The organism is Streptomyces nitrosporeus (assembly GCF_008704555.1).
Classification (GTDB): domain Bacteria; phylum Actinomycetota; class Actinomycetes; order Streptomycetales; family Streptomycetaceae; genus Streptomyces; species Streptomyces nitrosporeus.
This window is the reverse complement of sequence record NZ_CP023702.1, coordinates 4,261,153-4,286,229: the sequence shown is the minus strand read 5'-3', so window position 1 is coordinate 4,286,229 and position 25,077 is coordinate 4,261,153. Positions and strand designations below refer to the sequence as shown.

The following is a 25,077-nucleotide window of genomic DNA, read 5'->3' as shown; positions in this document are numbered from 1 at the left end:
GCATGGCCGACACCCATGTCCTGTTCGTCGAGGACGACGACGTCATCCGCGAGGCCACCCAGCTCGCCCTGGAAAGGGTCGGCTTCGCCGTCACCGCCGTACCGGACGGTCTGCTGGGCCTGGAGGCGTTCCGTGCCGACCGGCCGGACATCGCCCTCCTCGACGTGATGGTCCCCGGCATGGACGGGGTCAGCCTCTGCCGCCGTATCCGGGACGAGTCCACGGTTCCGGTGATCATGCTGTCGGCACGCGCCGACGCGATCGACGTGGTGCTCGGCCTGGAGGCCGGGGCCGACGACTACGTCACCAAGCCGTTCGACGGCGCGGTGCTCGTCGCCCGTATCCGCGCGGTGCTGAGACGTTTCGGCCATGCCTCGGGGCCGGGCGGGCGGCCCGGGGGCACGGACGCGCGGGAGACGGAGGGGGACGACGGCGTGCTGGTCTTCGGTGATGTGGAGATCGACACCGAGGGCATGGAGGTCCGCCGCGCGGGCGCGCCGGTGGGTCTGACGCCCACGGAGATGCGGCTGCTGCTGGAGTTCTCCTCGGCGCCGGGCACCGTGCTCTCCCGCGACCGGCTCCTGGAACGCGTCTGGGAGTACGGCTGGGGCGGCGACACCCGTGTCGTGGACGTCCATGTGCAGCGGCTGCGCACCAAGATCGGGCAGGACCGGATCGAGACGGTCCGCGGTTTCGGCTACAAACTCCGCGCATGAGGCGGCTGGCGCTGCGGACCGGGGTCCGCTGGAAGATCAGCGTCGCGATCGCCGCGGTGGGCGCTCTCATCGCCCTGACGCTGAGCCTGGTCGTCCACAACGCCGCCCGGGTCTCGATGCTGGAGAACGCCCGCGAGGTGCAACTGGAACGGCTGCTGTTCGCCCAGCGGCTCTACGAGGCCTCGGGCGCCCAGAAACCGTCGCCGAAGTTCGGTGCCAAGCTCAACGACCCCGCGCTGCCGGCGAGCCTGCGCGGCCAGATCCGGGAGAACCGCCGGGCCACCCATGTCGACGAGTACGACGGGGTGCCCGACGTCTGGGCGGCGGTCCCGCTGGCCAACGGCGACGTCCTCTCCCTCCACACCCGTTTCGCGGACCGCAGCGCCATGATCATGGGCGATCTCGACCGGGCGCTGGTCATCGGCTCGGTCTCGGTGGTCGTCGGCGGCTGCGCGCTGGGGGTCCTCATCGGCGGCCAGCTGTCCCGGCGGCTGCGCAAGGCGGCCGCGGCGGCGGGCAAGGTCGCCCAGGGCAACACCGACGTACGGGTACGGGAGGCGGTCGGCGGCGTCGTACGGGACGAGACCGACGAACTGGCCCGCGCGGTGGACGCGCTCACCGACGCGCTGAACGAGCGGATCGAGGCGGAGCGCCGGGTCACCGCCGACATCGCCCATGAGCTGCGCACCCCGGTGACCGGTCTGCTCACCGCGGCCGAGCTGCTGCCCCCGGGCCGGCCCACGGAGCTGGTACGCGACCGCGCCCAGGCGCTGCGGACGCTGGTGGAGGACGTGCTGGAGGTGGCCCGGCTGGACAGCGCCTCGGAACGCGCCGAGCTCCAGGAACTGCCGCTGGGCGAATTCGTCAGCCGGCGGGTCGGTCTGCTCGACCCCGGGATCACGGTGCGGGTGGTGCACGAGTCCTGGGTCTCCACGGATCCCCGGCGCCTGGAACGCATCCTGGGCAATCTGCTGGGCAACGCCGCCAAGCACGGTTCGGCCCCGGTCGAGGTCACGGTCGAGGGCCGGGTGGTGCGGGTACGTGACCACGGGCCGGGGTTCCCGGAGAACCTCCTGCGTGAGGGGCCGAGCCGTTTCCGTACCGGAAGCAGCGACCGGGCGGGCCGCGGGCACGGGCTGGGCCTCACCATCGCCGCGGGGCAGGCCCGGGTACTGGGGGCCAGGCTGACCTTCCGCAACGCCGCGCCCTCCGGCACCACGGACGGCACCGGCGGGGCCGTCGCCGTGCTGTGGCTGCCCGAACACGCCCCGACGAACACCGGGAGCTTCCCCGTGCTGCGTCCGGACGACTGACCGGTCACGGCCGGTCCGGGGCTCCGGACACGACGACGGGGCCCCGGAGGCGAATCGCCTCCGGGGCCCCGTTTCCACGGCGTCACCGCCGTGTGCGTCTTCGGGCCGGACGCCCGGCGCGATCAGGTCGTGCCGGGCGGGCCGGGTGGATCAGATGTGGACGTGCTGCGAGTTCAGGAACGCCACCGGGTTGATCGCGGAACCGTAGTTCGCGGTGGTGCGGATCTCGAAGTGCAGGTGCGGACCGCTGGAGTTACCGGTGTTGCCGGACAGCGCGATCTTCTCGCCCGTGTTCACCTTCTCGCCGATCTTGACCTGGATCTTCGACAGGTGGGCGTACTGCGAGTACTTGCCGTTGGCGTGCTTGATCACGATGGCGTTGCCGTACGCCGGACCGTCACCGCCGCCGTTCGGGCCGGCCTTGACGACCGTGCCGCTGTGGGCGGCGACGACCTTGGTGCCGATCGGGACGGCGAAGTCCTGACCGGAGTGCTTGTTGCTCCAGCGGTCGCCGCCGGTGCCGTAGGTGGCGCTCAGCACGTACTTGCTGACCGGGGTCTTCCAGGTGACGGCCTTCTTCTTGGCCGCGGCCTGCGCGGTGACTGCGGACTTCTCGGCGGCGACGGCGGCCTTGCTCTGCGCCGACGCCTGCTTGGCGACGGAGTCGGCGGTGGTGGTGGCAGCGGCCAGGGCGACGTTGCCCGTCGTGCCGGACGCGAACGCAGCGCCCGCACCGAACACCATCGACGCTCCCAGGCCGGCGGCCACGACGGCGCCACTGACGCGGGGCATGGACGGGCGGCGGGAGAGCTGGAACGTAACGCGCTTCGACATGCGGGGTGAACCTCCGGGATGACTGGACCCGGCCACTCGGACCGGGCTTGCTCCACCTTGGTAACCCGGAACCCCCAAAAGCCTCAAACACCCCATCTACGATCAAAGGCCGTAGGCAGACCGTCGGGAATTCACCGCCGAAGTCCCCTGACGACACCCCCTGCCGACCCCCGGAAAACCCCTCGGGCGGGGTTTAAACCCTGCTCCGACTGCCATTTTCCGGGATATGAGCCCCTTATACAGACACTTCGCCCACGATGCCGAAGGACTCCACCGGCCCGGGACCAAGGTCCCGCCTGGAGGAACCCGCGCTTCTCCTACGCCGGTTAGTAGGCCCGAAACGGCCTGTGCGCCTTGTCACCGCAGACCCGCCCGGACCCCCCGTTTCCCCCCTTGCCGACGGCTCCCGGAACCGTCCCGAAGGAAGCTCCGGGCCCCCCGGAACCCCGTCATCCGGTCACCGTCAGACACCTCGCTCCGACTCTCCGTCCACCTTTGCCCCCACCTGGACGGCCACCCTTGCGGGCTTCTCCGGCAGGTGGGCTTCTCCGGCAGGACGGACCGCCCCCGGGCGGTGTGGTCGGCACGGCCGCCCCGGCCGGATGGACCGCCCCCGGGCGGCCTGATCGGCATGGCCACTCCTGCCGGCACGGCGGGACGAGACCGGGCGGCACGGCGGGACCGGGGCCGGGCGGCCGGGGTGGCCCGGAGGACCTGGAAACAGGGGCGGCTGGGGCGCAAGGGGCCTCTGCGCCGTACACCCGGTTCCCGGGGCCTCACGCCCGGCCGGTCCCTCCCACGGCGAAAGGGGCCGGCCCCCGGACCGTCGAACGGTCCGGGGGCCGGCCCCTTGTCACGCTGTCGCGCCGCAGGCGCCCCTACGCTTCCTTCGTCAGGTTCGGGCCGCCGCCCGCCGCCTGCTCGATCGGAGGGACGTCGGGCAGAGCCGACTTCTCCTCGCCGCGGAACGAGAACTTCTTCTCCTCGCCCTCGCCCTCGGTGTCCACGACCACGATGTGACCGGGCCGCAGCTCGCCGAAGAGGATCTTCTCCGAGAGGATGTCCTCGATCTCGCGCTGGATCGTCCGGCGCAGCGGCCGGGCGCCCATCACGGGGTCGTAGCCCTTCTTGGCGAGGAGCGTCTTGGCGTCCGCGCTGAGCTCGATGCCCATGTCGCGGTCCTTGAGGCGCTCGTCCACCTTGGCGATCATCAGGTCGACGATCTGGATGATGTCTTCCTGGCTGAGCTGGTGGAAGACGACCGTGTCGTCGACACGGTTCAGGAACTCGGGCCGGAAGTGCTGCTTGAGCTCTTCGTTGACCTTGACCTTCATCCGCTCGTAGTTCGTCTTCACATCGCCCTGAGCGGCGAAGCCCAGGTTGAAGCCCTTGGAGATGTCCCGGGTCCCGAGGTTGGTCGTCATGATGATGACCGTGTTCTTGAAGTCCACGACCCGGCCCTGGGAGTCGGTCAGACGACCGTCCTCCAGAATCTGGAGCAGGGAATTGAAGATATCGGGGTGGGCCTTCTCGACCTCGTCGAAGAGAACGACGGAGAACGGCTTACGGCGCACCTTCTCGGTGAGCTGTCCGCCCTCTTCGTAGCCGACGTAACCGGGAGGCGAACCGAAGAGACGGGAAACCGTGTGCTTCTCGCTGAACTCCGACATGTCGAGGGAGATCAGCGCGTCCTCGTCGCCGAAGAGGAATTCCGCCAGCGTCTTGGACAGCTCGGTCTTACCGACACCGGACGGGCCGGCGAAGATGAACGAACCGCCCGGGCGCTTCGGGTCCTTGAGGCCGGCCCGCGTACGGCGGATGGCCTGCGAGAGGGCCTTGATGGCGTCCTTCTGGCCGATGACGCGCTTGTGGAGCTCGTCCTCCATGCGCAGCAGCCGGGAGGACTCCTCCTCGGTCAGCTTGAAGACCGGGATGCCGGTGGCGGTGGCCAGGACCTCGGCGATCAGCTCGCCGTCGACCTCGGCGACGACGTCCATGTCGCCGGCCTTCCACTCCTTCTCCCGCTTGGCCTTCGCCGCCAGCAGCTGCTTCTCCTTGTCACGGAGCGAAGCCGCCTTCTCGAAGTCCTGGGAGTCGATCGCCGACTCCTTGTCGCGGCGGACACCCGCGATCTTCTCGTCGAACTCGCGGAGGTCCGGCGGCGCGGTCATCCGGCGGATGCGCATCCGGGAACCGGCCTCGTCGATCAGGTCGATCGCCTTGTCCGGCAGGAAGCGGTCCGAGATGTAGCGGTCGGCCAGCGTCGCGGCCTGGACCAGCGCCTCGTCCGTGATGGAGACCCGGTGGTGGGCCTCGTAACGGTCGCGCAGGCCCTTGAGGATCTCGATGGTGTGCGGCAGCGACGGCTCCGCGACCTGGATCGGCTGGAAGCGGCGCTCCAGCGCGGCGTCCTTCTCCAGGTGCTTGCGGTACTCGTCGAGCGTGGTGGCACCGATCGTCTGGAGCTCGCCCCGCGCCAGCATGGGCTTGAGGATGCTCGCCGCGTCGATCGCGCCCTCGGCGGCACCCGCACCCACCAGGGTGTGGAGCTCGTCGATGAACAGGATGATGTCGCCGCGGGTGCGGATCTCCTTGAGGACCTTCTTCAGGCGCTCCTCGAAGTCACCGCGGTAGCGGGAGCCGGCGACCAGCGCACCGAGGTCCAGGGTGTAGAGGTGCTTGTCCTTGAGGGTCTCGGGCACCTCGCCCTTGACGATGGCCTGGGCCAGGCCCTCGACGACGGCGGTCTTGCCGACGCCGGGCTCGCCGATGAGCACCGGGTTGTTCTTGGTGCGGCGGGACAGCACCTGCATGACCCGCTCGATCTCCTTCTCACGCCCGATGACCGGGTCCAGCTTGGACTCCCGGGCAGCCTGGGTGAGGTTCCGGCCGAACTGGTCGAGCACCAGGGAGGTGGAGGGCGTGCCCTCGGCGGGACCGCCGGCGGTGGCGGCCTCCTTGCCTCCCGAGTACCCGGAGAGCAGCTGGATGACCTGCTGCCGCACCCGGTTCAGGTCGGCGCCCAGCTTCACGAGGACCTGGGCGGCGACGCCCTCGCCCTCGCGGATCAGGCCGAGCAGGATGTGCTCCGTGCCGATGTAGTTGTGGCCGAGCTGAAGGGCCTCGCGGAGCGACAGCTCCAGGACCTTCTTCGCCCGGGGGGTGAAGGGGATGTGCCCGGACGGGGCCTGCTGGCCCTGGCCGATGATCTCCTCCACCTGCTGGCGGACCGCCTCGAGCGAAATCCCGAGGCTCTCCAGGGCCTTAGCGGCGACACCCTCACCCTCGTGGATCAGGCCCAGGAGGATGTGCTCGGTGCCGATGTAGTTGTGGTTGAGCATCCGGGCTTCTTCCTGAGCCAGGACGACAACCCGCCGCGCGCGGTCGGTGAACCTCTCGAACATCGTTAATCGCTCCTCAGAGCGGTCAGGCAGTAAGGGGTCGGTCCCCTCCCTGTCCTTCCGCAGCTTAGTCCCGCAAGCGGGGACCGCTCATTTCAACTGCCGACACCCGATCGATGGCCTCCTGCCCCGAACGCCGACAACTGCTCCAACCCGATGGTGCGAGACGATGTTCCCGCAGGCCAGGCAGATAGCCCTTTCGCCAGTACGCCGATGGCGAACGTGAGACGCTTTTGCCCGCGTGTCGCCCCCTTCCCACTAGGGATGTCTTACCCGCACCCACCGACAGTCCATGCGGCACACCCCCGTTCCCTCCGCTACGGGCGAACAAGTTGGTACGCGCGGACATCCGCGCCGCTCCACGCCCCGTACACGAAGAGCGCCCGCGCCGCAACCCTGCGTAACCCCGGGTGGGGGCCGGCGGTTCATCGGGCATGGCCCTCACCCTTCCGCCTCCCCGCTCCTCGTACGGGACCGGCGACCACGCGCGGTGGTACGCACACGAGCTCGGCTGGGCCACGGCGGGCACCGCGCCGGTACGGCTGCCGACGGGGCTGAGCTTCGACGTGCTCGATCTGCCCGCCGTGGCGGGACACGCGGTCCTGCGCCGGGTGGGGCGCACGGGCCCGGTGGCCCTGGCGGGGCGGCGGATGTGGCTGCTGGTGGCCCCCGGGGCCGCCGATGAGGTCCCGGAACTGCTCGACTGGCTCGAATGGGGCCAGATCGCGCTCGGCCTGTCCGTGATCGGTGCCGGTGGGCACATCACGGCTCCCGTCCCCCCGGGCGCCGCCGGGGGCCCGCCGGGGGCCGCACGCTGGCTGCGCCCCCCCGGACCGCGCCGGGCCGTGGAGCGGACGCTCCCCGCACCGGCCTGCTTCGGGAGCAGCGGTGGGGGTACTCCCGATCTCGTACGGCTCGTGGACGTGGTGGCGACGGAATGCCACCGAGCCCGGCTCACGCTCGCCCGGACGCACCTGACGGCCGGCCGGTCGGCAGATCAGCCGTGGGCCTTCTCGTAAGCCTCACGGACATCGGCCGGAACACGGCCGCGGTCATTCACGTTGTGGCCGTTCTCGCGGGCCCACTTGCGGATCTCGGCGGTGTCCTTGTTGCCACCCTGAACGGCACGGCCCTTGCCGCGGCCGGTCGCCGCGCGGCCACCGGTACGACGGCCGCTCTTGGTGTACGGCTCGAGAAGACCACGGAGCTTGTCCGCGTTGCTCGTGGTGAGGTCGATCTCGTAGGTCTTGCCGTCCAGAGCGAACGTCACCGTCTCGTCCGCCTCGCCACCGTCGAGGTCATCGACAAGAAGGACCTGAACCTTCTGCGCCACCGGATTTCCTTTCATCGAAAATGCAGTACGCGGAAAGGAAACCGCTTTTCCTCGGAAAACACAAACCCCTGGGAGAGGTTCAGGAGCTCAAGAACGCGGGAAACATGCGCGATTCGGACATAGGGTTCCGGCGCCGCCCGCCGTTCACAGGTGCAGAAGCATCCGGGTGTTGCCCAAGGTGTTCGGTTTCACTCGTTCGAGACCCAGGAACTCCGCGACACCCTCGTCATAGGAACGCAGCAGCTCGCTGTAGACATCTCCGTCGACCGGCGTCTCGCCGATCTCGGTGAAGCCGTGCTTCGCGAAGAAGTCCACTTCGAAGGTGAGGCAGAAAACCCTGCGGACGCCCAGCCAGCGCGCGGTCTGCAACAGCTTGTCGAGAACTTGGTGCCCCACCCCGGCGCCCTTGATGGCGTGGTCGACGGCGAGAGTGCGCACTTCGGCGAGGTCTTCCCACATCACATGGAGTGCGCCGCAGCCGATGACCCGCGCGTCCTCGTCGCGTTCGGCGACCCAGAACTCCTGGATGTCCTCGTAAAGCGTCACCGTCGCTTTGTCGAGGAGGATGCCTTCGCGTACGTAGCCGTCGAGCAGGCCGCGTACGGCCGCCACATCGCCCGTCCTGGCGCGCCGGACGGTGATGGCCACCCCTTTTACCGACGGGTCGGTACGGAAATCGGGGTCCGGGACGGTGGGAGGATCGGTTTGCGGCTGCTCGGAGGACATCCCCCGACGCTATCGCCCGGACTCCGGCGGCGCTTCATCGGCGGGTGCCTCGCCCCCCGCGGCGTCCGTCCGCTCTTCCAGGAGCCCCGGCGCGACGATGCGCATGGCGTCCTGAAGTGCTTCACGCTGCCCGGCGGACATCATGCCGAAGAACGCGACCAGCGCGGCGGCCGGGTTGTCACTGCGCGACCAGGCTTCGTTCATCAGTGCGGCGGAGTAGGCGGCGCGGGTGGAGACGGCCGTATATCGATAAGCCCGGCCGTCCACTTCCCGGCGCACCCAGCCCTTCTGATGGAGATTGTCCATTACCGTCATCACGGTCGTGTATGCGATGGACCTCTCCTGCTGAAGGTCCTCGAGAACTTCCCGCACGGTGACCGGGCGGTTCCATTGCCAGACCCGTGTCATCACGGCGTCTTCCAGCTCTCCCAATGGGCGGGGCACAGCGCCACCCTAGTGCCAGACGTCGCAAACAGGGCATTTCTGGCGCGCGGGACATGAAAAAAGGGCGCGCGGCCCCTCAGGAGCCGTGCGCCCCGCGTGCCGGGCCCGGACCGGGCGTGCTGCCCGCCGGGCCGTTCTCCGCCCTCGGGGCTCCGGGCGGGAGGGAGGTCGGGGCCCTCAGGCGCCTTCGGTCCGCGAGCCCGACTCCGCCCGGGCCATGGCCGCGTCCACGGCCGCGTCTTCCTTGTTCTTGTTCGGGCCGCCCTGGCTCTTGATGATCGTCACGACGAGACCGATGAAGAAGACGGCCATCACCACGGGGGGCACGAGCGCGGATACGTAGTCCATGGCCCCAGGGTAGCGAGTGGGGCGTCCGGGCCCCTGCGGGGACCCCTCGGACACGGCCGGGTTCCGCCGTGCGGCCGGGAGCGCGGGCCCGGCCCGGCCTCCCGGCCGCCAGAGCCCGCACCGCCCGCCGGGAGGCGGCGGCCCTCAGGGGCGGGCCGCCTCCCGTGCGCGGCCGTGTCAGGACACGGCCCGCTCCTCCGACGGGGGCGCCGGAGCCGGGCGGCGGCGCGGCGGGAAGACCTCCGAGGGCTTGGGCGCCGGCCTCGGGCGGGCGGGCGCGTCCGGGCCCGCCGGCGTCTTCGGGTGCTCCGGTCCGGCGGCGGCCCGGCCGCCGGGCAGGGCCAGGAGCCGGCTGCGGGGGGCCGGCGCGGACGGTGCCGGGTGCCCGGCGAGGCGGGCCCGGACCGAGCGTTCCGCGATCACCTGGCAGCGCTCCAGGAGCGCCGCGGCGTCCGGGCCGCCGCGCAGGGCACGCAGGGCCGCGAGGTCCTCGGGGCGGGGGTCGTAGCCGGCGGCGAGGGCGTCCTGCAGCAGCTCCAGATAGCCGCTGAGCGAGCCGGGCAGCGCTTCCCGGTAGCGGGCGAGGTCGGCGAGGAGGAAGGCGCGGAGCCTGCCCGCCTCGCGCGCCACCTCGTCCACGCGGTCCGCGAGCCGCAGACAGTCCTGGACATCCTCTTCCGGCAGGGGCGTGGAGTGGAGGGCATGGGCGAGAGCGCGTCGGAGCACCCGCAGCTCGTCCGCACCGAACGCCATGCCGCCGCGTGATCCGTAGGGCGTGGGCATGGCCTGACAATACGTGCTAAATGGACAAAATCGGCTTAACGGGCCGCCCGGCGGCGCGGCGTTTCCACCCCGGCCGCCGGGCTGTTCCCGCAGGTGACCGCCCGGTCGCCTAGGTACGGGCGATGTTGCGTTCGTACACCAGGCGCAGTCCGATCAGCGTCAGCCAGGGCTCGTGCTCGTCGATGACGGAGGACTCTCCCAACACCATCGGAGCAAGGCCCCCCGTCGCGATGACGGTGACGTCGTCCGGGTCGGCCGCCAGCTCCTTCTTCATCCGCTCGACGACCCCGTCGATCTGGCCGGCGAAGCCGAACACGATGCCGGACTGCATGGCCTCGACGGTGTTCTTGCCGATCACGCTGCGCGGCCTGGCCAGCTCGATCTTGCGGAGCTGGGCGCCCTTGGCCCCGAGGGCCTCCACCGAGATCTCGATACCGGGCGCGATCACACCGCCCGTGTACTCGCCCCGGGCGGAGACCGCGTCGAAGGTGGTGGCCGTGCCGAGGTCGACGACGATCGCCGGACCGCCGTAGAGCTCGACCGCGGCGACCGCGTTGACGATGCGGTCCGCGCCGACCTCCTTCGGGTTGTCCATGAGGATCGGCACCCCCGTCCTGACACCCGGCTCCACCAGGACGGCCGGGACGTCGCCGTAGTAACGGCGGGTGACCTCGCGGAGTTCGTGCAGGACGGCGGGGACGGTGGAGCAGATCGCGATGCCCTCGATGCCGTCGCCCAGCTCCATCCCGAGCAGCGGGTGCATCCCCATGAGCCCCTGGAGCAGTACGGCCAGTTCGTCCGCGGTACGCCGGGCGTCGGTGGAGATACGCCAGTGCTCGACGATCTCCTCCCCGTCGAACAGCCCGAGGACCGTGTGCGAGTTGCCGACGTCGATGGTGAGCAGCATCAGACGCCGGTCCCGTCGGCCTGGCCCTCGGCGTCACGGAAGTCCAGGCCGATGTCGAGGATCGGCGAGGAGTGGGTGAGCGCCCCGACGGCCAGGTAGTCGACGCCCGCCTCGGCGTAGGCGCGAGCCGTGTCCAGGGTGAGCCGGCCCGAGGACTCCAGTACCGCGCGGCCGCCGACGAGCGCCACCGCCTCGGCGGTCAGGGCCGGGGTGAAGTTGTCCAGCAGGATCAGGTCGGCGCCCGCCTCCAGCACCTCGCCGACCTGCCGCAGGGTGTCGACCTCGACCTCGATCGGCAGCTCGGGGAAGGCGGCCCGCACACGCGTGAACGCCTCGGCCACACCGCCTGCCGCGATCACGTGGTTGTCCTTGACGAGGGCCGCGTCCACCAGCGACATCCGGTGGTTGACGCCCCCGCCGCAGCGCACCGCGTACTTCTCCAGCGCGCGCAGCCCCGGGGTCGTCTTGCGGGTGTCCCGCACCCGTGCCTTGGTGTCCTGGAGGACGTCGGCCCAGGCCCGGGTGGCGGTCGCGATGCCGGAGAGGCGGCAGAGCAGGTTCAGCGCGCTGCGCTCGCCGGTGAGCAGGTCGCGGGTGCGGGTGGTGACGGTGAGCAGCTTCTGGCCCGGTACGACGCGGTCGCCGTCCTCGACGTGCCGCTCGACCTCGAACTCGTCCGTGCACACGATGGACAGGACGGCCTCGGCCACGCGCAGGCCAGCGACCACACCGGCCTCACGGGCGGTGAAGTCACCGGTGGCGACCGCGTCCTCGGGGACGGTCGCCACGGTCGTCACGTCCACCCCGCCGTCCAGGTCCTCCTCGATCGCGACATGGGCGATGTCCTCGATCTGCACCGGGTCCAGGCCGGAGTCGGCGAGGAGCTGAGCGAGCGCCGGGTCCAGCCCGCATTCCAGGGCGTCGGCGTCGTAACCGCCGCAGCCGCAGCCGTCACCGCAGCCGCCGGACGCCTCGGGGGCGGCACCGATGTGGATCAGCGGTACGTCCACGGGGGTGGGGCGGGGGTTCTCTTCGGGCGTGCTCACGGCTGCGGCTCCTGAGGGGCGTCGGCGGGGTGGTTCGGGGTGCTGGGTGCGGCGGCCTCCGCCCGGCCCGCGGGGCGTACGGGCGGGAACGCGGCGGTGTCCGTGCGGCTCACGGCCGGCTGCCGGCCGGGGGCGGTACGGACGATGATGTGGCGGCGCCACTCGGTGTCGTCACGGTCGGGCCGGTCCTCGCGCCAGTGGCAGCCGCGGGTCTCCTCACGCTGCCGGGCGGCGGCGACCAGGACCCGGGAGACGAGGAGCAGGTTGGTGGCCTCCCACGCCTCCACTCCGGGGACCGCGTCCTTGGCGGCGCCCGGCTCCTCACCGGCGGCCTCGGCGGTGCGCCGGAGCTCCTCCAGCTGTCCGGCCGCGGCGGCGAGGCCCTCGGCGGAGCGGATGACTCCGGCGCCCCGGGTCATGATCCGCTGGATCTCGGTGCGCGACTCGGCGGCCAGCAGCGGGACCGGCGCCGGGTCCCCGGCACCGCGGGGGGCCGGCACCGGCCGCTCCCTGGGACCCGCCGCCACGATGTCGTCCGCGATGCGCTCGGCGAAGACCAGTCCCTCCAGGAGGGAGTTGGACGCCAGCCGGTTCGCGCCGTGCACACCGGTGCAGGCGGTCTCCCCGCAGGCGTACAGGCCGGGGACCGTCGTACGGCCCCTGAGGTCCGTCCGGACCCCGCCCGAGGCGTAGTGCGCGGCGGGCGCCACCGGTACCGGCTCGGTGACCGGGTCGATGCCGTGGGCGCGGCAGGCGGCCAGGATCGTCGGGAAGCGCCGCTCCCACATGGCGGCACCGAAGTGGCGGGCGTCGAGGTACATGTGCTCGGTGCCGTGCAGGTGCATCTGCCGGGTGATGGCCTTGGCGACGACGTCGCGGGGGGCCAGCTCGGCGAGTTCGTGCTGCCCGAGCATGAAGCGGGTGCCCTGGGCGTCCACGAGGTGGGCGCCCTCTCCGCGTACCGCCTCGGAGACCAGCGGCTGCTGCCCCTCTCGGTCCGCCCCGAGGAACAGGACCGTCGGGTGGAACTGGACGAACTCCAGGTCGGAGACCTCCGCGCCGGCCCGCAGCGCGAGCGCGACCCCGTCACCGGTGGAGACGGGGGGGTTGGTGGTGGAGGAGAAGACCTGTCCCATGCCTCCGGTGGCGAGGACCACCGCCGGGGCGTGGACGGCGCCGACCCCGTCGTGCTGGCCCTCGCCCATGACGTGCAGGGTGACGCCCGCCGTACGGCCTTCGGCGTCGGTGAGCAGGTCGAGGACCAGGGCGTTCTCGATGGTGCGCAGGGCGGCGGCACGGACCGCCCCGACCAGGGCGCGGGAGATCTCCGCGCCCGTCGCGTCGCCGCCCGCGTGCGCGATACGGCGGCGGTGGTGGCCGCCCTCGCGGGTCAGGGCGATGGCGCCGGAGTCGTTCGTGTCGAACCGGGCGCCGGTACCGATCAGCCGGCGCACCGCGCCGGGGCCCTCGGTGACCAGGGTCCGCACCGCGGTCTCGTCGCACAGCCCGGCTCCGGCGACCAGGGTGTCGTCCAGGTGCTGTTCGGGGGTGTCGCCCTCGCCCAGCGCCGCGGCGATGCCGCCCTGCGCCCAGCGGGTGGACCCGTCGTCCAGCCGGGCCTTGGTGACGACGACGGTGGCGAGGCCGGCCGCCGCACAGCGCAGGGCCGTGGTGAGACCCGCCACGCCGGAGCCGACGACGACCACGTCCGCTTCGATGGACCAGCCCGGGGCGGGGGCGGTCAGCCGTATTCCGGTCACGTCAGACTCCGAGGTTCAGCGGGATGTTGTCGATCAGACGGGTGGAGCCCACCCGCGCGGCGACGACGAGGAACGCTTCGCCCTCGGCACGGTCGTCGGGGAGCTCGGTGAAGTCCGCGGGGTCGACGAGCGCCAGGTAGTCGAGGTGGAGCGGCACCGGCTCCCCGGCCGCCTCGTCCAGCACGGCCTGCGCGGCGGCGCGCACCGCGCCGGCCTCCACGGCCGGCCGGGCCAGCGCCACCGCCTGCGCGTCGGCCGCCAGCCGGGCCTCGCCGAGCCGGGTGAGCCCGGCCGCCCGGTCGTTGCCGGGCTGTACGGCGTGGGCGCGGGCGTGCAGCGCCTGCTGCGCGGCCAGCCGGTCGCGGGCCGCGAACAGCGCCCGGGACAGGGCCAGCGCGGTACGCCGCTCCCCGGGGCTCAGGAAGCGGTTGCGGCTGGAGAGCGCGAGGCCGTCCGGGTCGCGGACCGTGGGCACGGCGGTGATGCCGACACCGAAGTTCAGGTCCCGTGCCATGCGGCGGATCAGTGCCAGCTGCTGGGCGTCCTTCTGACCGTAGAACGCCTCGTCGGGCCGGGTGAGGTGGAGCAGCTTGGCGACGACGGTGAGCATGCCGTCGAAGTGGCCGGGGCGGGCGGCGCCCTCCAGCCGCTCGCCCATGGGGCCTGCGGTGATCCTGACCTGCGGGTCGCCGCCGGGGTAGACCTCGTCGACGGAGGGGGCGAAGACCGCGTCGGCCCCGGCCCGGCCGGCCACGGCGAGGTCGGCGTCGAGGGTGCGGGGGTAGCGCTCCAGGTCGGCGGCCTCACCGAACTGCAGCGGGTTCACGAAGACGGTGGCGACGACCTGGCCCCCGGGGCCCACGGCGTCCCGGGCCGCGCGGATCAGGGTGGCGTGGCCGTCGTGGAGGGCGCCCATGGTCATCACGACGGCGCGCCGTGCGCCGGCGGGCCGGTCCAGGGCGTGCAGCGCGGCGGCGGTGGGCAGCAGGGTGGCGGGTGCGGTGGTCATCGGCTCTCTCCCGGCCCGGACTCCTCCGGGCCGTTCTCCTGGTCCGGGCCGCTCTTCCGGTCCCGGCCGTCCTCGTCGTCCGGGCCGCTCTTCCGGTCCCGGCCGTCCTCGCTGTGCGGGGCGTCCCCCGCGTCCCGGCCGTCCTCGTCCGGGCGGCTCCGTCCGCCTCGGGCGGAATGCCCGTCCGGGCGGCCGGGCACGCCGTTCGCGCGGTCCGAGAGGACCTCCAGGAGGTCCTCGGCGAACTCCGGCTTGAGCAGGCCGTGGTCCAACGCCCGGTCGGCCGTGGCGCGGGCCATGGCCAGGTATCCGGCCACCGTCTGCGGGGCGTGTGTACGCAGCTCGTGTATGTGCGCGGCCACGGTGCCCGCGTCCCCGCGGGCGACGGGGCCCGTCAGCGCCGCGTCGCCGGAGCGCAGGGCGTTGTCGAGGGCGGCCGAGAGGAGCGGTCCGAGCATCCGGTCGGGTGCGCCCACCCCGGCCCCGCGGAGCAGTTCCATGGCCTGGGCGACCAGGGTGACCAGGTGGTTCGCCCCGAGGGCGAGGGCCGCGTGGTAGAGCGGCCTGGCCTCCTCGGCGATCCGCTCCGGTTCGCCGCCCATCTCGATGACGAGCGCCTCGGCGGCGAGCTGGAGCTCCTCGGGGGCGGTGACCCCGAAGGAGCAGCCGGCCAGCCGCTGGACGTCGACGGTGGTGCCGGTGAAGGTCATCACCGGGTGCAGGGCGAGCGGCAGGGCCCCGGCGCGCCGGGCGGGGTCCAGGACCCCGGTGCCGTACCGCCCGGAGGTGTGGACGAGCAGCTGCCCCGGCCGGACGGCGCCGGTCGCGGCCAGGCCCTCGACCAGGCCCGGCAGGGCGTCGTCCGGGACGGTCAGCAGCACCAGCTCGGCCCGTGCCAGGACCTCGGCGGGGGTGACCAGGGGGACGCCGGGCAGCAGAGCCGCCGCCCGGCGCACCGAGGCGTCGGAGACCCCGGAGACGGCCACCGGGCGGTGCCCGGCGAGCCTCAGCGAGGCGGCGAGCGCGGGTCCGACGCGGCCCGCGCCGACGACGCCCACGGTCAGGCGGGCGGGGCGGTCCCTCGCGTCGAGGGGCTCCTTGGAAACTGATGCGTTCACGGGGCGGTGGCCTTCCGTTCCAGTCCGCAGGGGGTACCGGACGACTTCTCTGAATGCTACGCCAGCCCCTGTCCGGCACCCCCGGCCGTCCACAGCCTGTGGACAACTCCGCGCGCGGGGGATGCCGGCACCGGCGGACCACCGGAGGAATGATCGTCCCATGGCAGAGAGCGACGTACATGAACAGCGGCAGCACCGCAGGCTGGCCGCGTGGCGGCGGTCGGCGAAGGTGCTGTCCCGGCCCCCCGGCGACCGCACCCTGGCCGAGGTCCTGGCCTCACTGGCCGCCGACGCCGGCACGGTCCACGCCCCGGACGAGTGGACGGACGCCTACGGCGGCGGGGTCGTCGCGGAGGTGGAACGGCGGACCGCGGACCTGCTGGGCATGGAGGCCGCGGCCTTCTTCCCGACCGGGACGATGGCGCAGCAGGTCGCGCTGCGGTGCTGGGCGGCATGCACGGGCGACCCGGTCGTGGCCCTGCATCCCCTCGCCCACCCCGAGCTGCGCGAAGGGGGCGCGCTGACGGCGGTGAGCGGGCTGCGCACGGTGCACCCGACGACCCGGCCCCGGCTGCCCACGGCCGACGAGATCCATGACTTCCCCGAGCGGTTCGGCACCCTGATGCTGGAACTTCCCTTGCGGGACGCCGGTTTCGTGCTGCCCTCGTGGGAGGAGCTGGAGGCCGTGGCGGCCGCGGCCCGGGACCGCGACGCGGTGGTGCACCTGGACGGGGCCCGGCTCTGGGAGTGCGGTCCCCATCTGGGGCGGGGCCCTGCGGAGACCGCCGCGCTCGCGGACAGCTTGTACGTCTCCTTCTACAAGTCCCTGGGCGGGATGTCCGGCGCGGTGCTCGCCGGGCCCGCCACGCTGGTCGAGGAGGCCAGGACCTGGCGCCACCGCTACGGCGGGCAGCTCTACCAGCAGTACCCGGCCGCCCTGGCCGCCCTGCTGGGCCTGGAGAGGGAGCTCCCGAGGCTGCCGTCCTACGTGGGCCACGCGAAGCTGGTCGCCGCCGCGCTGGCGAAGGGGCTCGCGGACAGCGGGGTGCCGTTCTTCCGCGTACACCCCGACCCGCCCCACACCCATCAGTTCCAGGTGTGGCTGCCGTACCCGCCCGAGGTACTGGACGAGGCGTCCGTACGGCAGGCGGAGGAGACCGGGGTGGCGCTGTTCCGCCGCTGGTTCCCGGCCGCCGCGGGGCCGCCCGGTCTGTCGTACACCGAGGTCACGGTCGCCGCACCGGGGCTGGAGTGGACCGCCCGCGACGTGCGGGACGCCGTGGCGGGGTTCGTGTCCCGCCTGGAGTGAGCACCGGGCCCCGCCCGGGGTGAGGCACCGGGCGGGGCCCGGAGGGAGGCGCCGGCCGGAGGGCTCTGCCGTACGGGGCGCTCAGCCGCGCGGCGGCGGGCCGGGGCCGCGCGGGCCGGGGGCCAGGAGGCGCCCGAGGAGGGAGCGCAGGACCTCCGCTTCGTGGCGGCCGGGCGGGGGCGGCGGTACGTCGCCGTGCCGGGCGGCGCGGTAGCTGTCGAGGATCTGCTGCTGAACGGTGTCCATGTCTCCAGCGTGGCTCCGCCCCGGCCGGCCGGGGCGTGGATTGACGCGGCCCGTCAAACGGGCTGGTCCAGCGGTCCGGTGCCCCCACCATGGAGGGGTGAGTGTGCACATCGACATCACGGGGCTGCCCCCGGAGCGCATCGTTTTCGGAACCTCTCCCCTCGCCGAGCTGGGGCTGGCCCTGCACGCGCTCTCCGAACCGGGCCACCATCCGGGGCTGCACGGCTGGGTCACCGCCACGTCCGCGTCGCTGGAGCCGGACCTCGCGGACCGGATGAGCGAGGCGGATTTCCTCTGGCGGAACACCTTCTCCGACATCTTCATGCCGTTCGCCGGTGTCCGGGGCACGGACGCCAGGCCCGGTACGACCCTTGCCGAGGACCTGGACATCCTGGACGGGCTCGACGACGAGCGGTTCGTCTCCGCGGCCCTGGAGTTCGTCTGCGCCGGTGTGTACGGGGCAGGGGGGCTGTCCCCGCTCTCCGACGCGGAATCCCGGTCCCAGGCGCTGGAGACGGCGGCGGCCAGGGGGCCCCGGCAGGTGGAGTTCAGCCGGCGGCTCCTCGACGACCCGGCTTCCGTACGGGGCTGGATCAGGCGCCTGTTCGAGGACTGCGACCAGGCGTTCTTCGCCGCCACCTGGCAGCGGGCCAGGATCCAGCTGGCGGCCGACGCCCGGCACAAGACGGAGGTGCTGCGGCACAAGGGCCTCGCGGCGGCCATGGGCGCGGTCTCCGCGGCCCTGTCCCTCGACGAGGAGGGCGGCAGGCTCAGTGTCGACAAACTGGCGGAGGGCCGTACCGACGCCACCTCGACGGGGATGACGCTCCTTCCCACCACGTTCGGCTGGCCGCACCTGACGGTGCTGCACGCCCCGGACTGGCGGCCGGTGATCCTCTACCCGGTGCACCGCCCCGAGCTGCCCTCCCCGGCCTCGGTCGATCTGCTCCGGCTCCGGATGGAGGCCCTGGCCCACCCCATGCGGATGCGCATGTGCCGCAACCTCGCCCGTTCCCCGTACACCACGGGTGAACTCGCCGAGTTGCACGGCATCACGGCGCCCGAGGTCTCCCGGCACCTGGCGGTGCTCAAAAAGGCCGGCCTGGTCACCACCCGCCGCCGGGGCCGGTACGTCCTGCACGCGCTGGACCTGACGGTGGTCGCCCGGCTGGGCAGCGACTTCCTGGAGGGCGTACTGCGCTGAACCGGAGGCCGTACGGCGCCGGGCGGGGGGTGCACCGCGCGGGACGGAGGGGTACGGAGGGCGTACGGCGCCGGACCGCCGGGCGTGTACCGGGCCGGGCCCCGCCGGGCGCGCACCGCACCGCAGCGGGCGAAGCCCCGCCCGCTGCCCGGCCGGCCCCGCTGTCCGGTCAGCCCCGCTGTCCTGTTCAGCCCCGCGCCCTGTTCAGCCCTGCTGTCCGCCCGCCCGCACCAGGCCGCTCTCGTACGCGAGCACGACGACCTGCACCCGGTCGCGCAGGCCCAGCTTGGTGAGGATGCGGCCGACGTGGGTCTTCACCGTGGCCTCGGACAGCACCAGCCGGCCGGCGATCTCGCCGTTCGACAGGCCCTGGGCGACCAGCAGCATCACCTCGCGCTCACGCTCGGTCAACCGCTCCACGTGCTTGTTGACGGGCCCGGCGACGGCGCTCGGCAGCATCGGGGAGAAACGGTCCAGCAGCCGGCGGGTCGTGGACGGGGCCACCACCGCGTCGCCGCTGTGCACCGCGCGGATCGCGGAGAGCAGCTCGGCGGGCGGTACGTCCTTGAGCATGAAGCCGCTGGCGCCGGCCTTCAGCCCCGAGAACGCGTACTCGTCCAGGTCGAAGGTGGTCAGGATGACCACCTTGGGGGGATCGGTCTGCGCGCAGATCCGCCGGGTCGCCTCCACACCGTCCAGCCTCGGCATGCGCACATCCATCAGGACGACGTCGACGGCCGCCGAACCGAGGACCTCGATCGCCTCCTGCCCGTCGCCCGCCTCGGCGACGACCTCCATGTCCGGCTGGGCCGCGAGCACCATCCGGAAACCGGTGCGCAGCAGCACCTGGTCGTCGACGAGCATCACACGGATGGCCATGGGGGATTCCTGTCCTTCGGTCACTGGCTGGCGGGTTTCAGGGGGAGCAGGGCGCTGATCCGGAAGCCGCCGCCGGGGCGGGGGCCCGCGTCCAGCGTGCCGCCCACCATGCCGACCCGCTCCCGCATGCCGATCATGCCGTGGCCCGCGCCGTCGGCCCCGCCGTCCTCGTACAGCTCGTGGGAGGCGCCCCGGCCGTCGTCCTCGACCAGCAGCCCGAGCCCGTCGTCGAAGTAGACGAGCCGCACACTGGCGCCGGCGTCGGGGCCGCCGTGCTTGCGGGTGTTGGTGAGGGCCTCCTGCACGATGCGGTAGGCGGTCAGTTCGACCCCGCTCGGCAGCGGACGCGGCGTCCCCTCGATCTTGAAGTCGACCGCCAGGCCCGCTTCCCGGACCTTGCCGATCAGCTCCTCGATCTGTTCGACGTCGGGCTGGGGCACGTACTCCCCGCCCTCGGGAGAGTCACCGGTCCGCAGCACCCCGAGCAGCCGCCGCATCTCGGCCAGCGCCTGCCGGCCGGTGCCGGAAATGGTCTCCAGCGCCTGCTTGGCCTGTTCCGGGGACGCCTCCATGACATAGGCGGCACCGTCCGCCTGCACCACCATCACCGAGACGTTGTGCGCGACGACGTCGTGGAGTTCCCGGGCGATCCTGGCGCGCTCGGCGGCCACGGCGACCTTGGACTGCGCCTCGCGTTCGCGCTCCAGCCGGGCGGCACGCTCCTCCAGCTGGCTGAAGTAGGCCCGCCGGGTGCGCGCCGAGTCGCCGAGCACCCAGGCCAGGACGAAGGGCACGGTCATCACGACGACGACGAAGACGCTCTGCGCCCAGCTGCCCGTCTGTGTCTCGGGCGGCCAGCGCAGCTGCGAGACGCCCGCCGCGGCCAGACTGCACCCGAGGGCCAGCCGGGAGGCCCAGCGCTCCCCCACCGCGGCGACCGTGTAGGTGATCACCAGCAGGGCGAAGTCCGCCACGTCCGGCCGCACTCCGAGCACCAGCTGGGCGAGACCCGTCCCGATCGCGAGCAGCAGCATCTTCTCCGGTGCCCGCCGGCGCAGCGCGACCACGGCGCAGAGACCGAGGGCGACGGGCACGGCGGCGACCCGCTCCGGGCCGTCGCCGGACCCGCCCACGACGGACATGCCGGAGAGCCCGAGGAGGACGACAGCCCAGAAGGTGTCGACGCCCGTCGGGTGTCTGCGGATGAAGTCGTAGAAGCGCTGCACATTACCCAGCGTAGGGAGGGCCGGACGGTGGCCGGGTCAGCCGAAGGGCCGATCCGGGTCCTGGGACCGTACTCCCCAAGGTGGAGACTTGCCCATGTGACGGATGACTGGTGCGGCTGGCGGGAAGCGACTCGGACCGCTTTGTACGGGGAAGACGGGTTCTACCGGCGTCCGGAAGGCCCCGCGGGCCACTTCCGCACCTCGGTGCACGCGTCCGGGCTGTTCGCCTCGGCCGTCGCCCGGCTGCTGACGCGGACGGCCCTCGAACTGGGTACGGACACCGTCGACCTGGTGGACGTGGGGGCGGGCCGGGGCGAACTGCTGACCGGTGTGCTGGCGGCGCTGCGGGCCGTTCCGGACGCGCCGTCGGTGCGGGCGTACGCCGTGGAACTCGCCCCGCGGCCACCGGCGCTCGACCCGGACATCGAGTGGTCCCGCGCGCTCCCGCCCCGGGTGCACGGACTGCTGTTCGCGAACGAGTGGCTGGACAACGTCCCCCTCGACGTCGCCGAGGCCGACGGGGACGGGGTGCCCCGCTACGTCCTGGTCCGCCGGTCGGACGGGGCCGAGCGGCTGGGCGACCCGGTGACGGGCGCGGACGCCGAGTGGCTGGAACGGTGGTGGCCGCCCGCCCGGCCCGGCGAGCGCGCGGAGATCGGCCGCCCGCGCGACGAGGCCTGGGCCCGTGCCGTCGAAGCGGTGGCCGGCGGGCTGGCCGTGGCGGTGGACTACGCCCACGTACGCGGGGCGCGTCCGCCGTTCGGGACGCTCACCGGGTTCCGGGCGGGGCGCGAGGTGCCCCCGGTGCCGGACGGCAGCTGCGACGTGACGGCCCACGTCGCCCTGGACGCCTGCGCCGCCGCCACCGCGGGGACCGGTGACGGCGCCGAACTGCTGGACCAGCGCACCGCCCTGCGGGAGCTGGGCGTCAGCGGGGAGCGGCCGCCGCTCGCCCGGGCGTCGGCCGACCCGGCGGGTTACGTCCGGGCGCTGGCCTCGGCGGGCGAGGCGGCCGAACTCACCGCCCGCGGCGGCCTGGGCGACTTCGGCTGGCTGCGGCAGCGGATCCGGCCGGCTCCCTGACCGGCCTCGATCCGCCGGGCACCGCCTGACGCCCAGGGGGGATACTGTCCGGCATGACGGAGACGACGGTCGGCATCGGCGGCGCGGCAGAGAGCACCGACATGGTGCTCAACATCGGTCCCCAGCACCCCTCCACGCACGGTGTGCTCCGGCTCCGGCTCGTACTCGACGGGGAACGCGTCGAGCGGGCCGAACCCGTCATCGGCTACATGCACCGCGGTGCGGAGAAGCTCTTCGAGGCCCGCGACTACCGGCAGATCATCATGCTCGCCAACCGCCACGACTGGCTCTCGGCGTTCTCCAACGAACTCGGGGTCGTCATCGCGGTCGAGCGGATGCTCGGCATGGAGGTCCCCGAACGCGCGGTCTGGACCCGGACGCTGCTGGCCGAGCTGAACCGGGTGCTCAACCATCTGATGTTCCTCGGCTCCTACCCCCTCGAACTCGGCGGCATCACCCCGATGTTCCACGCCTTCCGGGAGCGCGAGGAGCTCCAGGCGGTGATGGAGGAGGTGTCCGGCGGCCGGATGCACTACATGTTCAACCGGGTCGGGGGCCTCAAGGAGGACCTGCCTGCGGGCTGGACGGGCCGGGCCAGGGACGCCGTCGCCTCGGTGCGCTCCCGGATGGACGTGTACGACGACCTGGTCCTCGGCAACGAGATCTTCCGGGGGCGCACCCGGGGCGTGGGCGTGCTCTCCGCCGGGGCGGTGCACGCCTACGGGGTGTCCGGCCCGATCGCCCGTGCCTCGGGCGTCGACTTCGACCTGCGGCGCGACGAGCCGTACCTGGCCTACGGCGAGCTGCGGGACACCCTGAAGGTCGTCACCCGGACCGAGGGCGACTGCCTCGCCCGCTTCGAGTGCCTGCTGGAACAGACGCACAACGCGCTGGACCTGGCCGACGCCTGTCTGGACCGGATGGCGGACCTGGCGCCCGGCCCGGTCAACCAGCGGCTGCCCAAGGTGCTGAAGGCCCCGGAGGGCCACACCTACGCGTGGACCGAGAACCCGCTCGGGATCAACGGCTACTACCTGGTGTCCACCGGTGAGAAGACGCCGTACCGGCTGAAGCTCCGCTCGGCCTCGTACAACAACATCCAGGCGCTCGCCGAGCTGTTGCCGGGCACGCTGGTCGCCGACATGGTCGCGATCCTGGGGTCGCTCTTCTTCGTCGTCGGCGACATCGACAAGTGACGGCCCCGCCCGCCGGCAGGGGCGGGCGGGGCCGTGGGAAGTGCTCCGGTGGTTACGAGGAGACCGCGCTGCGCAGGGAGCCGAGGTCCAGCTGCTCGGTCTCGTCGTGCGCGGTCAGATCGATGACCTTGCCGACGGCACGGTCCCCGGCCGCGCCGGTGCGGTGCGCGGCCAGCGCCTCCTCGCCCACCACGTCCGCGAGGTCCTCGTCCTGCACGGACTCGATCGCCTCCTCCGCCTTCTGCGTACCGAAGAAGTCGAAGCTGCCCTGCGGTACGAGATGGCGGCGGGCCGCGTAGGGCACCACGGCCGACGCCACGGGCACCGCACGGGCCGCCGGCACGGAGGCGTCCCCCGGCCGGGGCGCGGGCAGGGCGGCCGGCGGCCGGCGGTGCGGGGCGGCTCCCCCCTCGGCGGCCGCCGCGTGCTTCCCCTTCGGGCCGTCGCCCTCCGTGTCGCGTTCCGCGGACCGCTCGGCCAGATCGCGCCGCCGGGCGAGTTCGGCGGTGCGGCGCGCCTCCTGGAGCGCGGCGTTACGGGTGAGGTCCTCCAGCGCCTGCGCGGCACGCAGATACGCGGCGGGCGTGGGGGTGGAGGGGGCCGCGGGGAGTTCGCGGGGCGCGGACGCCTCGACGGCGAGCTGCCTGCGGCCCTCCAGGGCGCTGGCCCGCTCGGTCTCCGCGTTGGCGTAGCGGCGCAGCAGGGCGGCGTGTTCGCCGCGCAGCCCGGCGAGTTCCACCCGCTTGCGGCGCAGCTTGGCCTCCAGCCGGGTACGCAGTTCGCGTGCTTCCTCGAGGCCGGACTCGAGCTCGGCTATCCGCTCCTCGGCCTTCCACTCGTCGCTGGCCCTGGCCCGGGTCAGTTCGGCCACCCGGAGCCCCGCCGCCCGGTCCCAGCCGCGCATCAGCCAGGCGCCCGTGACGGCCGCCGCCGCCGTGGCGGCCACCAGGGCGCGCAGGACCAGGGGTTCCACCGTCAGCCAGGCCGCTGCCGCGCAGACGACCGGAACACCGGCCACCACGGAAGGCGGCAGGATTCTGTGCAGGGGTGGCGAATGGCGGTGGCGTCCTCGTGGCATGTCTCGAAATTTACCGTGCGTGCGGGCCGCCCGGGAGGCCGCTCGGCAATCTGTTCCCCGCCGGTTACCTCACGGCCTCTTCCGTGCGTGCCCGCCGCGCCCATTTCCTACTTCTCGACCAGTCCCTTCGAGAGCAGGTACTCCTGGGCCGCGTCCGCCGGTTTGGCGCGCTCCGCGTCGACCTTGCGGTTCAGTTCCGCGAGGTCCTCGGTGGTGAGTACGCCGGTGAGCTTCCCGAGTGCCGCGGCGATCTCCGGTGCGCCCGCGTCCTTCGCATTGACCACCGGCAGCACGTTGTCGGCGTTCTGCAGCTTCTTGTCGTCCTCCAGGAAGACCAGTCCGTAGGGGTCCAGTACCGCGTCCGTGGTGGTGGTGAGGACCAGTTGGACCTTGCCGTCCTCGACGGCCTGCTTGGACTGCGGTGTGCCGACGCCCTTGGGGTCGACGCCGGTGACGTCGATACCGTAGGTCTTCTTCAGGCCGGGCGCGCAGAACGGGCGTATCTCGCACTCGTCCCCCGCCGCGATCTTGACCTTGATCTTCGAACGGCCGAGATCGGAAAGGGTCCTGAGGCTGTTCTTCTCGGCGAATTCCCTCGACACCGCGAAGGCGTTCTGGTCGACCGCCCCGCCCGCGGGGAGAACCTTCAGGCCGAGCGGCCCGGCGAGCTTCTCCAGAGCGGCCACGGTCGCCGCCGTGTCCCCGGAGGCGACGGGCTTCTTTGTGGCGGCGCCGGCGCCGTTGACCTTGGCGTTCAGGAATTCCGCGAGGGTCGCGGCGTATTCCGGGACGATGTCGATCTCGCCCTTCTCCAGGGCGGGTTCGTAGAGTTCACGGTTCTTCACCGTGGTGACGGAGGTGCTGTACCCGGCGTCGGCGAGTATCCGCGCGTACAGCTCGGCGAGCACCTTGGACTCGGTGAACGCGGCGGCGCCCACGACGAGTGTCTCCTTCTTCCCGTCCCCGTCCGGGGCGGAGCCGGTCCCGTTCTTCTCCTCCAGGCTGTCGCCACCGCAGGCCGCGAGCGCCCCGGCCAGTACGGCCGCCGAGACGAGGGCTCCGGCCGTGCGCGAGGTCCTGCTCATGTTGTTCTCCGTCCGCGAGGGGAAAGGGGTGTG

At 72.6% G+C, this 25,077-nt stretch carries 24 protein-coding genes; 7 read left to right on the top strand and 17 right to left on the bottom strand.

The features are described from left to right. Positions 1–2 precede the first annotated feature (2 nt). Both cseB and cseC read left to right on the top strand, forming a co-directional pair. The gene (gene cseB / locus CP967_RS19080; protein ID WP_150489127.1) at positions 3–716 is read left to right on the top strand and encodes a two-component system response regulator CseB; all 714 of its coding nucleotides are present in this window, start codon (positions 3–5) and stop codon (positions 714–716) included. Next, positions 713–2,029 carry a two-component system sensor histidine kinase CseC gene (cseC, locus tag CP967_RS19075; protein WP_150489126.1) on the top strand — a complete coding sequence of 439 codons (1,317 nt, stop codon included), beginning with the start codon at positions 713–715 and terminating at the stop codon, positions 2,027–2,029. The genes cseB and cseC overlap by 4 nt, the downstream gene beginning before the upstream one ends. Before the next feature lie 150 nt (positions 2,030–2,179). Here the strand turns inward: cseC and CP967_RS19070 are convergent, their stop codons facing one another. Both CP967_RS19070 and CP967_RS19065 read right to left on the bottom strand, forming a co-directional pair. Next, positions 2,180–2,863 carry a M23 family metallopeptidase gene (locus CP967_RS19070; RefSeq protein WP_150489125.1) on the bottom strand — a complete coding sequence of 228 codons (684 nt, stop codon included), beginning with the start codon at positions 2,861–2,863 and terminating at the stop codon, positions 2,180–2,182. Positions 2,864–3,741: 878 nt separating this feature from the next. Further along, positions 3,742–6,267 carry an ATP-dependent Clp protease ATP-binding subunit gene (locus CP967_RS19065; RefSeq protein WP_150489124.1) on the bottom strand — a complete coding sequence of 842 codons (2,526 nt, stop codon included), beginning with the start codon at positions 6,265–6,267 and terminating at the stop codon, positions 3,742–3,744. A gap of 431 nt (positions 6,268–6,698) precedes the next feature. Here CP967_RS19065 and CP967_RS19055 point away from each other — a divergent pair, with 431 nt between their 5' ends. Then, positions 6,699–7,283: an SCO3374 family protein gene (locus CP967_RS19055; protein WP_150489123.1), complete on the top strand. Its 585-nt coding sequence runs from the start codon at positions 6,699–6,701 to the stop codon at positions 7,281–7,283. On the opposite strand, the gene CP967_RS19050 is transcribed toward CP967_RS19055, so the two are convergent. The 10 genes from CP967_RS19050 to CP967_RS19010 form a co-directional block, all read right to left on the bottom strand. Further along, positions 7,262–7,597 (bottom strand): histone-like nucleoid-structuring protein Lsr2, encoded by a 336-nt coding sequence (locus tag CP967_RS19050; protein ID WP_150489122.1) that lies wholly within the window; start codon positions 7,595–7,597, stop codon positions 7,262–7,264. The two genes, CP967_RS19055 and CP967_RS19050, sit on opposite strands and share 22 nt — an antisense overlap. A gap of 144 nt (positions 7,598–7,741) precedes the next feature. Beyond that, positions 7,742–8,323: an amino-acid N-acetyltransferase gene (locus CP967_RS19045; RefSeq protein ID WP_268253062.1), complete on the bottom strand. Its 582-nt coding sequence runs from the start codon at positions 8,321–8,323 to the stop codon at positions 7,742–7,744. Between the two features lie 9 nt (positions 8,324–8,332). Further along, positions 8,333–8,767 (bottom strand): BlaI/MecI/CopY family transcriptional regulator, encoded by a 435-nt coding sequence (locus tag CP967_RS19040; protein ID WP_150489121.1) that lies wholly within the window; start codon positions 8,765–8,767, stop codon positions 8,333–8,335. 177 nt (positions 8,768–8,944) lie between these two features. Further along, positions 8,945–9,115 carry a hypothetical protein gene (locus tag CP967_RS34075; RefSeq protein WP_167535407.1) on the bottom strand — a complete coding sequence of 57 codons (171 nt, stop codon included), beginning with the start codon at positions 9,113–9,115 and terminating at the stop codon, positions 8,945–8,947. 177 nt (positions 9,116–9,292) lie between these two features. Next, positions 9,293–9,868, bottom strand: a complete 576-nt coding sequence (locus tag CP967_RS19035) for a hypothetical protein (RefSeq protein WP_150491938.1) — start codon at positions 9,866–9,868, stop codon at positions 9,293–9,295. Between the two features lie 139 nt (positions 9,869–10,007). Beyond that, entirely contained in the window at positions 10,008–10,805 is a 798-nt protein-coding gene (locus tag CP967_RS19030) for a type III pantothenate kinase (RefSeq protein WP_150489120.1), read from the bottom strand. Further along, positions 10,805–11,851, bottom strand: a complete 1,047-nt coding sequence (nadC, locus tag CP967_RS19025) for a carboxylating nicotinate-nucleotide diphosphorylase (protein WP_150489119.1) — start codon at positions 11,849–11,851, stop codon at positions 10,805–10,807. Before nadC ends, CP967_RS19030 begins: the two co-directional genes overlap by 1 nt. Then, positions 11,848–13,611: an L-aspartate oxidase gene (locus CP967_RS19020; protein WP_150489118.1), complete on the bottom strand. Its 1,764-nt coding sequence runs from the start codon at positions 13,609–13,611 to the stop codon at positions 11,848–11,850. Before CP967_RS19020 ends, nadC begins: the two co-directional genes overlap by 4 nt. Position 13,612: 1 nt before the next feature. After that, on the bottom strand, positions 13,613–14,620 hold the full coding sequence (gene panC, locus CP967_RS19015) for a pantoate--beta-alanine ligase (protein WP_150489117.1): 1,008 nt from the start codon (positions 14,618–14,620) through the stop codon (positions 13,613–13,615). After that, positions 14,617–15,738, bottom strand: coding sequence for a Rossmann-like and DUF2520 domain-containing protein (locus CP967_RS19010; RefSeq protein WP_229888609.1), 1,122 nt, complete (start codon positions 15,736–15,738; stop codon positions 14,617–14,619). The genes panC and CP967_RS19010 overlap by 4 nt, the downstream gene beginning before the upstream one ends. Before the next feature lie 160 nt (positions 15,739–15,898). On the opposite strand from CP967_RS19010, the gene CP967_RS19005 reads away from it, so the two are divergent. After that, complete coding sequence (locus CP967_RS19005) at positions 15,899–17,047, top strand: threonine aldolase family protein (protein ID WP_150489116.1); 1,149 nt, start codon at positions 15,899–15,901, stop codon at positions 17,045–17,047. 81 nt (positions 17,048–17,128) lie between these two features. Here the strand turns inward: CP967_RS19005 and CP967_RS34070 are convergent, their stop codons facing one another. Continuing rightward, on the bottom strand, positions 17,129–17,293 hold the full coding sequence (locus tag CP967_RS34070) for a hypothetical protein (protein WP_167535406.1): 165 nt from the start codon (positions 17,291–17,293) through the stop codon (positions 17,129–17,131). A gap of 103 nt (positions 17,294–17,396) precedes the next feature. Here CP967_RS34070 and CP967_RS19000 point away from each other — a divergent pair, with 103 nt between their 5' ends. Continuing rightward, a complete protein-coding gene (locus CP967_RS19000) occupies positions 17,397–18,497 on the top strand; it encodes a DUF5937 family protein (protein WP_150491937.1) in 1,101 nt (366 codons plus the stop codon). Between the two features lie 204 nt (positions 18,498–18,701). On the opposite strand, the gene CP967_RS18995 is transcribed toward CP967_RS19000, so the two are convergent. Continuing rightward, on the bottom strand, positions 18,702–19,376 hold the full coding sequence (locus tag CP967_RS18995; RefSeq protein WP_150489115.1) for a response regulator: 675 nt from the start codon (positions 19,374–19,376) through the stop codon (positions 18,702–18,704). Positions 19,377–19,396: 20 nt separating this feature from the next. Next, positions 19,397–20,602, bottom strand: a complete 1,206-nt coding sequence (locus CP967_RS18990) for a sensor histidine kinase (protein ID WP_150489114.1) — start codon at positions 20,600–20,602, stop codon at positions 19,397–19,399. A 96-nt stretch (positions 20,603–20,698) separates the two neighbouring features. Here CP967_RS18990 and CP967_RS18985 point away from each other — a divergent pair, with 96 nt between their 5' ends. Both CP967_RS18985 and CP967_RS18980 read left to right on the top strand, forming a co-directional pair. Beyond that, positions 20,699–21,685, top strand: coding sequence for an SAM-dependent methyltransferase (locus CP967_RS18985; protein ID WP_150489113.1), 987 nt, complete (start codon positions 20,699–20,701; stop codon positions 21,683–21,685). A gap of 53 nt (positions 21,686–21,738) precedes the next feature. After that, positions 21,739–22,881, top strand: a complete 1,143-nt coding sequence (locus tag CP967_RS18980; protein WP_150489112.1) for an NADH-quinone oxidoreductase subunit D — start codon at positions 21,739–21,741, stop codon at positions 22,879–22,881. A gap of 52 nt (positions 22,882–22,933) precedes the next feature. Here CP967_RS18980 and CP967_RS18975 read toward each other — a convergent pair whose 3' ends face one another. Next, the gene (locus tag CP967_RS18975) at positions 22,934–23,959 is read right to left on the bottom strand and encodes a hypothetical protein (protein WP_150489111.1); all 1,026 of its coding nucleotides are present in this window, start codon (positions 23,957–23,959) and stop codon (positions 22,934–22,936) included. 107 nt (positions 23,960–24,066) lie between these two features. Further along, positions 24,067–25,044, bottom strand: a complete 978-nt coding sequence (locus CP967_RS18970) for an ABC transporter substrate-binding protein (protein WP_150489110.1) — start codon at positions 25,042–25,044, stop codon at positions 24,067–24,069. Positions 25,045–25,077: the final 33 nt, after the last annotated feature.

Coding starts and splice junctions, on each gene's coding strand:
- cseB (WP_150489127.1), top strand. CDS start 3: ATGGCCGACACCCATGTCCTGTTCGTCGAGGACGACGACGTCATCCGC.
- cseC (WP_150489126.1), top strand. CDS start 713: ATGAGGCGGCTGGCGCTGCGGACCGGGGTCCGCTGGAAGATCAGCGTC.
- CP967_RS19070 (WP_150489125.1), bottom strand. CDS start 2,863: ATGTCGAAGCGCGTTACGTTCCAGCTCTCCCGCCGCCCGTCCATGCCC.
- CP967_RS19065 (WP_150489124.1), bottom strand. CDS start 6,267: ATGTTCGAGAGGTTCACCGACCGCGCGCGGCGGGTTGTCGTCCTGGCT.
- CP967_RS19055 (WP_150489123.1), top strand. CDS start 6,699: ATGGCCCTCACCCTTCCGCCTCCCCGCTCCTCGTACGGGACCGGCGAC.
- CP967_RS19045 (WP_268253062.1), bottom strand. CDS start 8,323: ATGTCCTCCGAGCAGCCGCAAACCGATCCTCCCACCGTCCCGGACCCC.
- CP967_RS34075 (WP_167535407.1), bottom strand. CDS start 9,115: ATGGACTACGTATCCGCGCTCGTGCCCCCCGTGGTGATGGCCGTCTTC.
- CP967_RS19035 (WP_150491938.1), bottom strand. CDS start 9,868: ATGGCGTTCGGTGCGGACGAGCTGCGGGTGCTCCGACGCGCTCTCGCC.
- CP967_RS19030 (WP_150489120.1), bottom strand. CDS start 10,805: ATGCTGCTCACCATCGACGTCGGCAACTCGCACACGGTCCTCGGGCTG.
- panC (WP_150489117.1), bottom strand. CDS start 14,620: ATGACCACCGCACCCGCCACCCTGCTGCCCACCGCCGCCGCGCTGCAC.
- CP967_RS19005 (WP_150489116.1), top strand. CDS start 15,899: ATGGCAGAGAGCGACGTACATGAACAGCGGCAGCACCGCAGGCTGGCC.
- CP967_RS34070 (WP_167535406.1), bottom strand. CDS start 17,293: ATGGACACCGTTCAGCAGCAGATCCTCGACAGCTACCGCGCCGCCCGG.
- CP967_RS18995 (WP_150489115.1), bottom strand. CDS start 19,376: ATGGCCATCCGTGTGATGCTCGTCGACGACCAGGTGCTGCTGCGCACC.
- CP967_RS18980 (WP_150489112.1), top strand. CDS start 21,739: ATGACGGAGACGACGGTCGGCATCGGCGGCGCGGCAGAGAGCACCGAC.
- CP967_RS18975 (WP_150489111.1), bottom strand. CDS start 23,959: ATGCCACGAGGACGCCACCGCCATTCGCCACCCCTGCACAGAATCCTG.
- CP967_RS18970 (WP_150489110.1), bottom strand. CDS start 25,044: ATGAGCAGGACCTCGCGCACGGCCGGAGCCCTCGTCTCGGCGGCCGTA.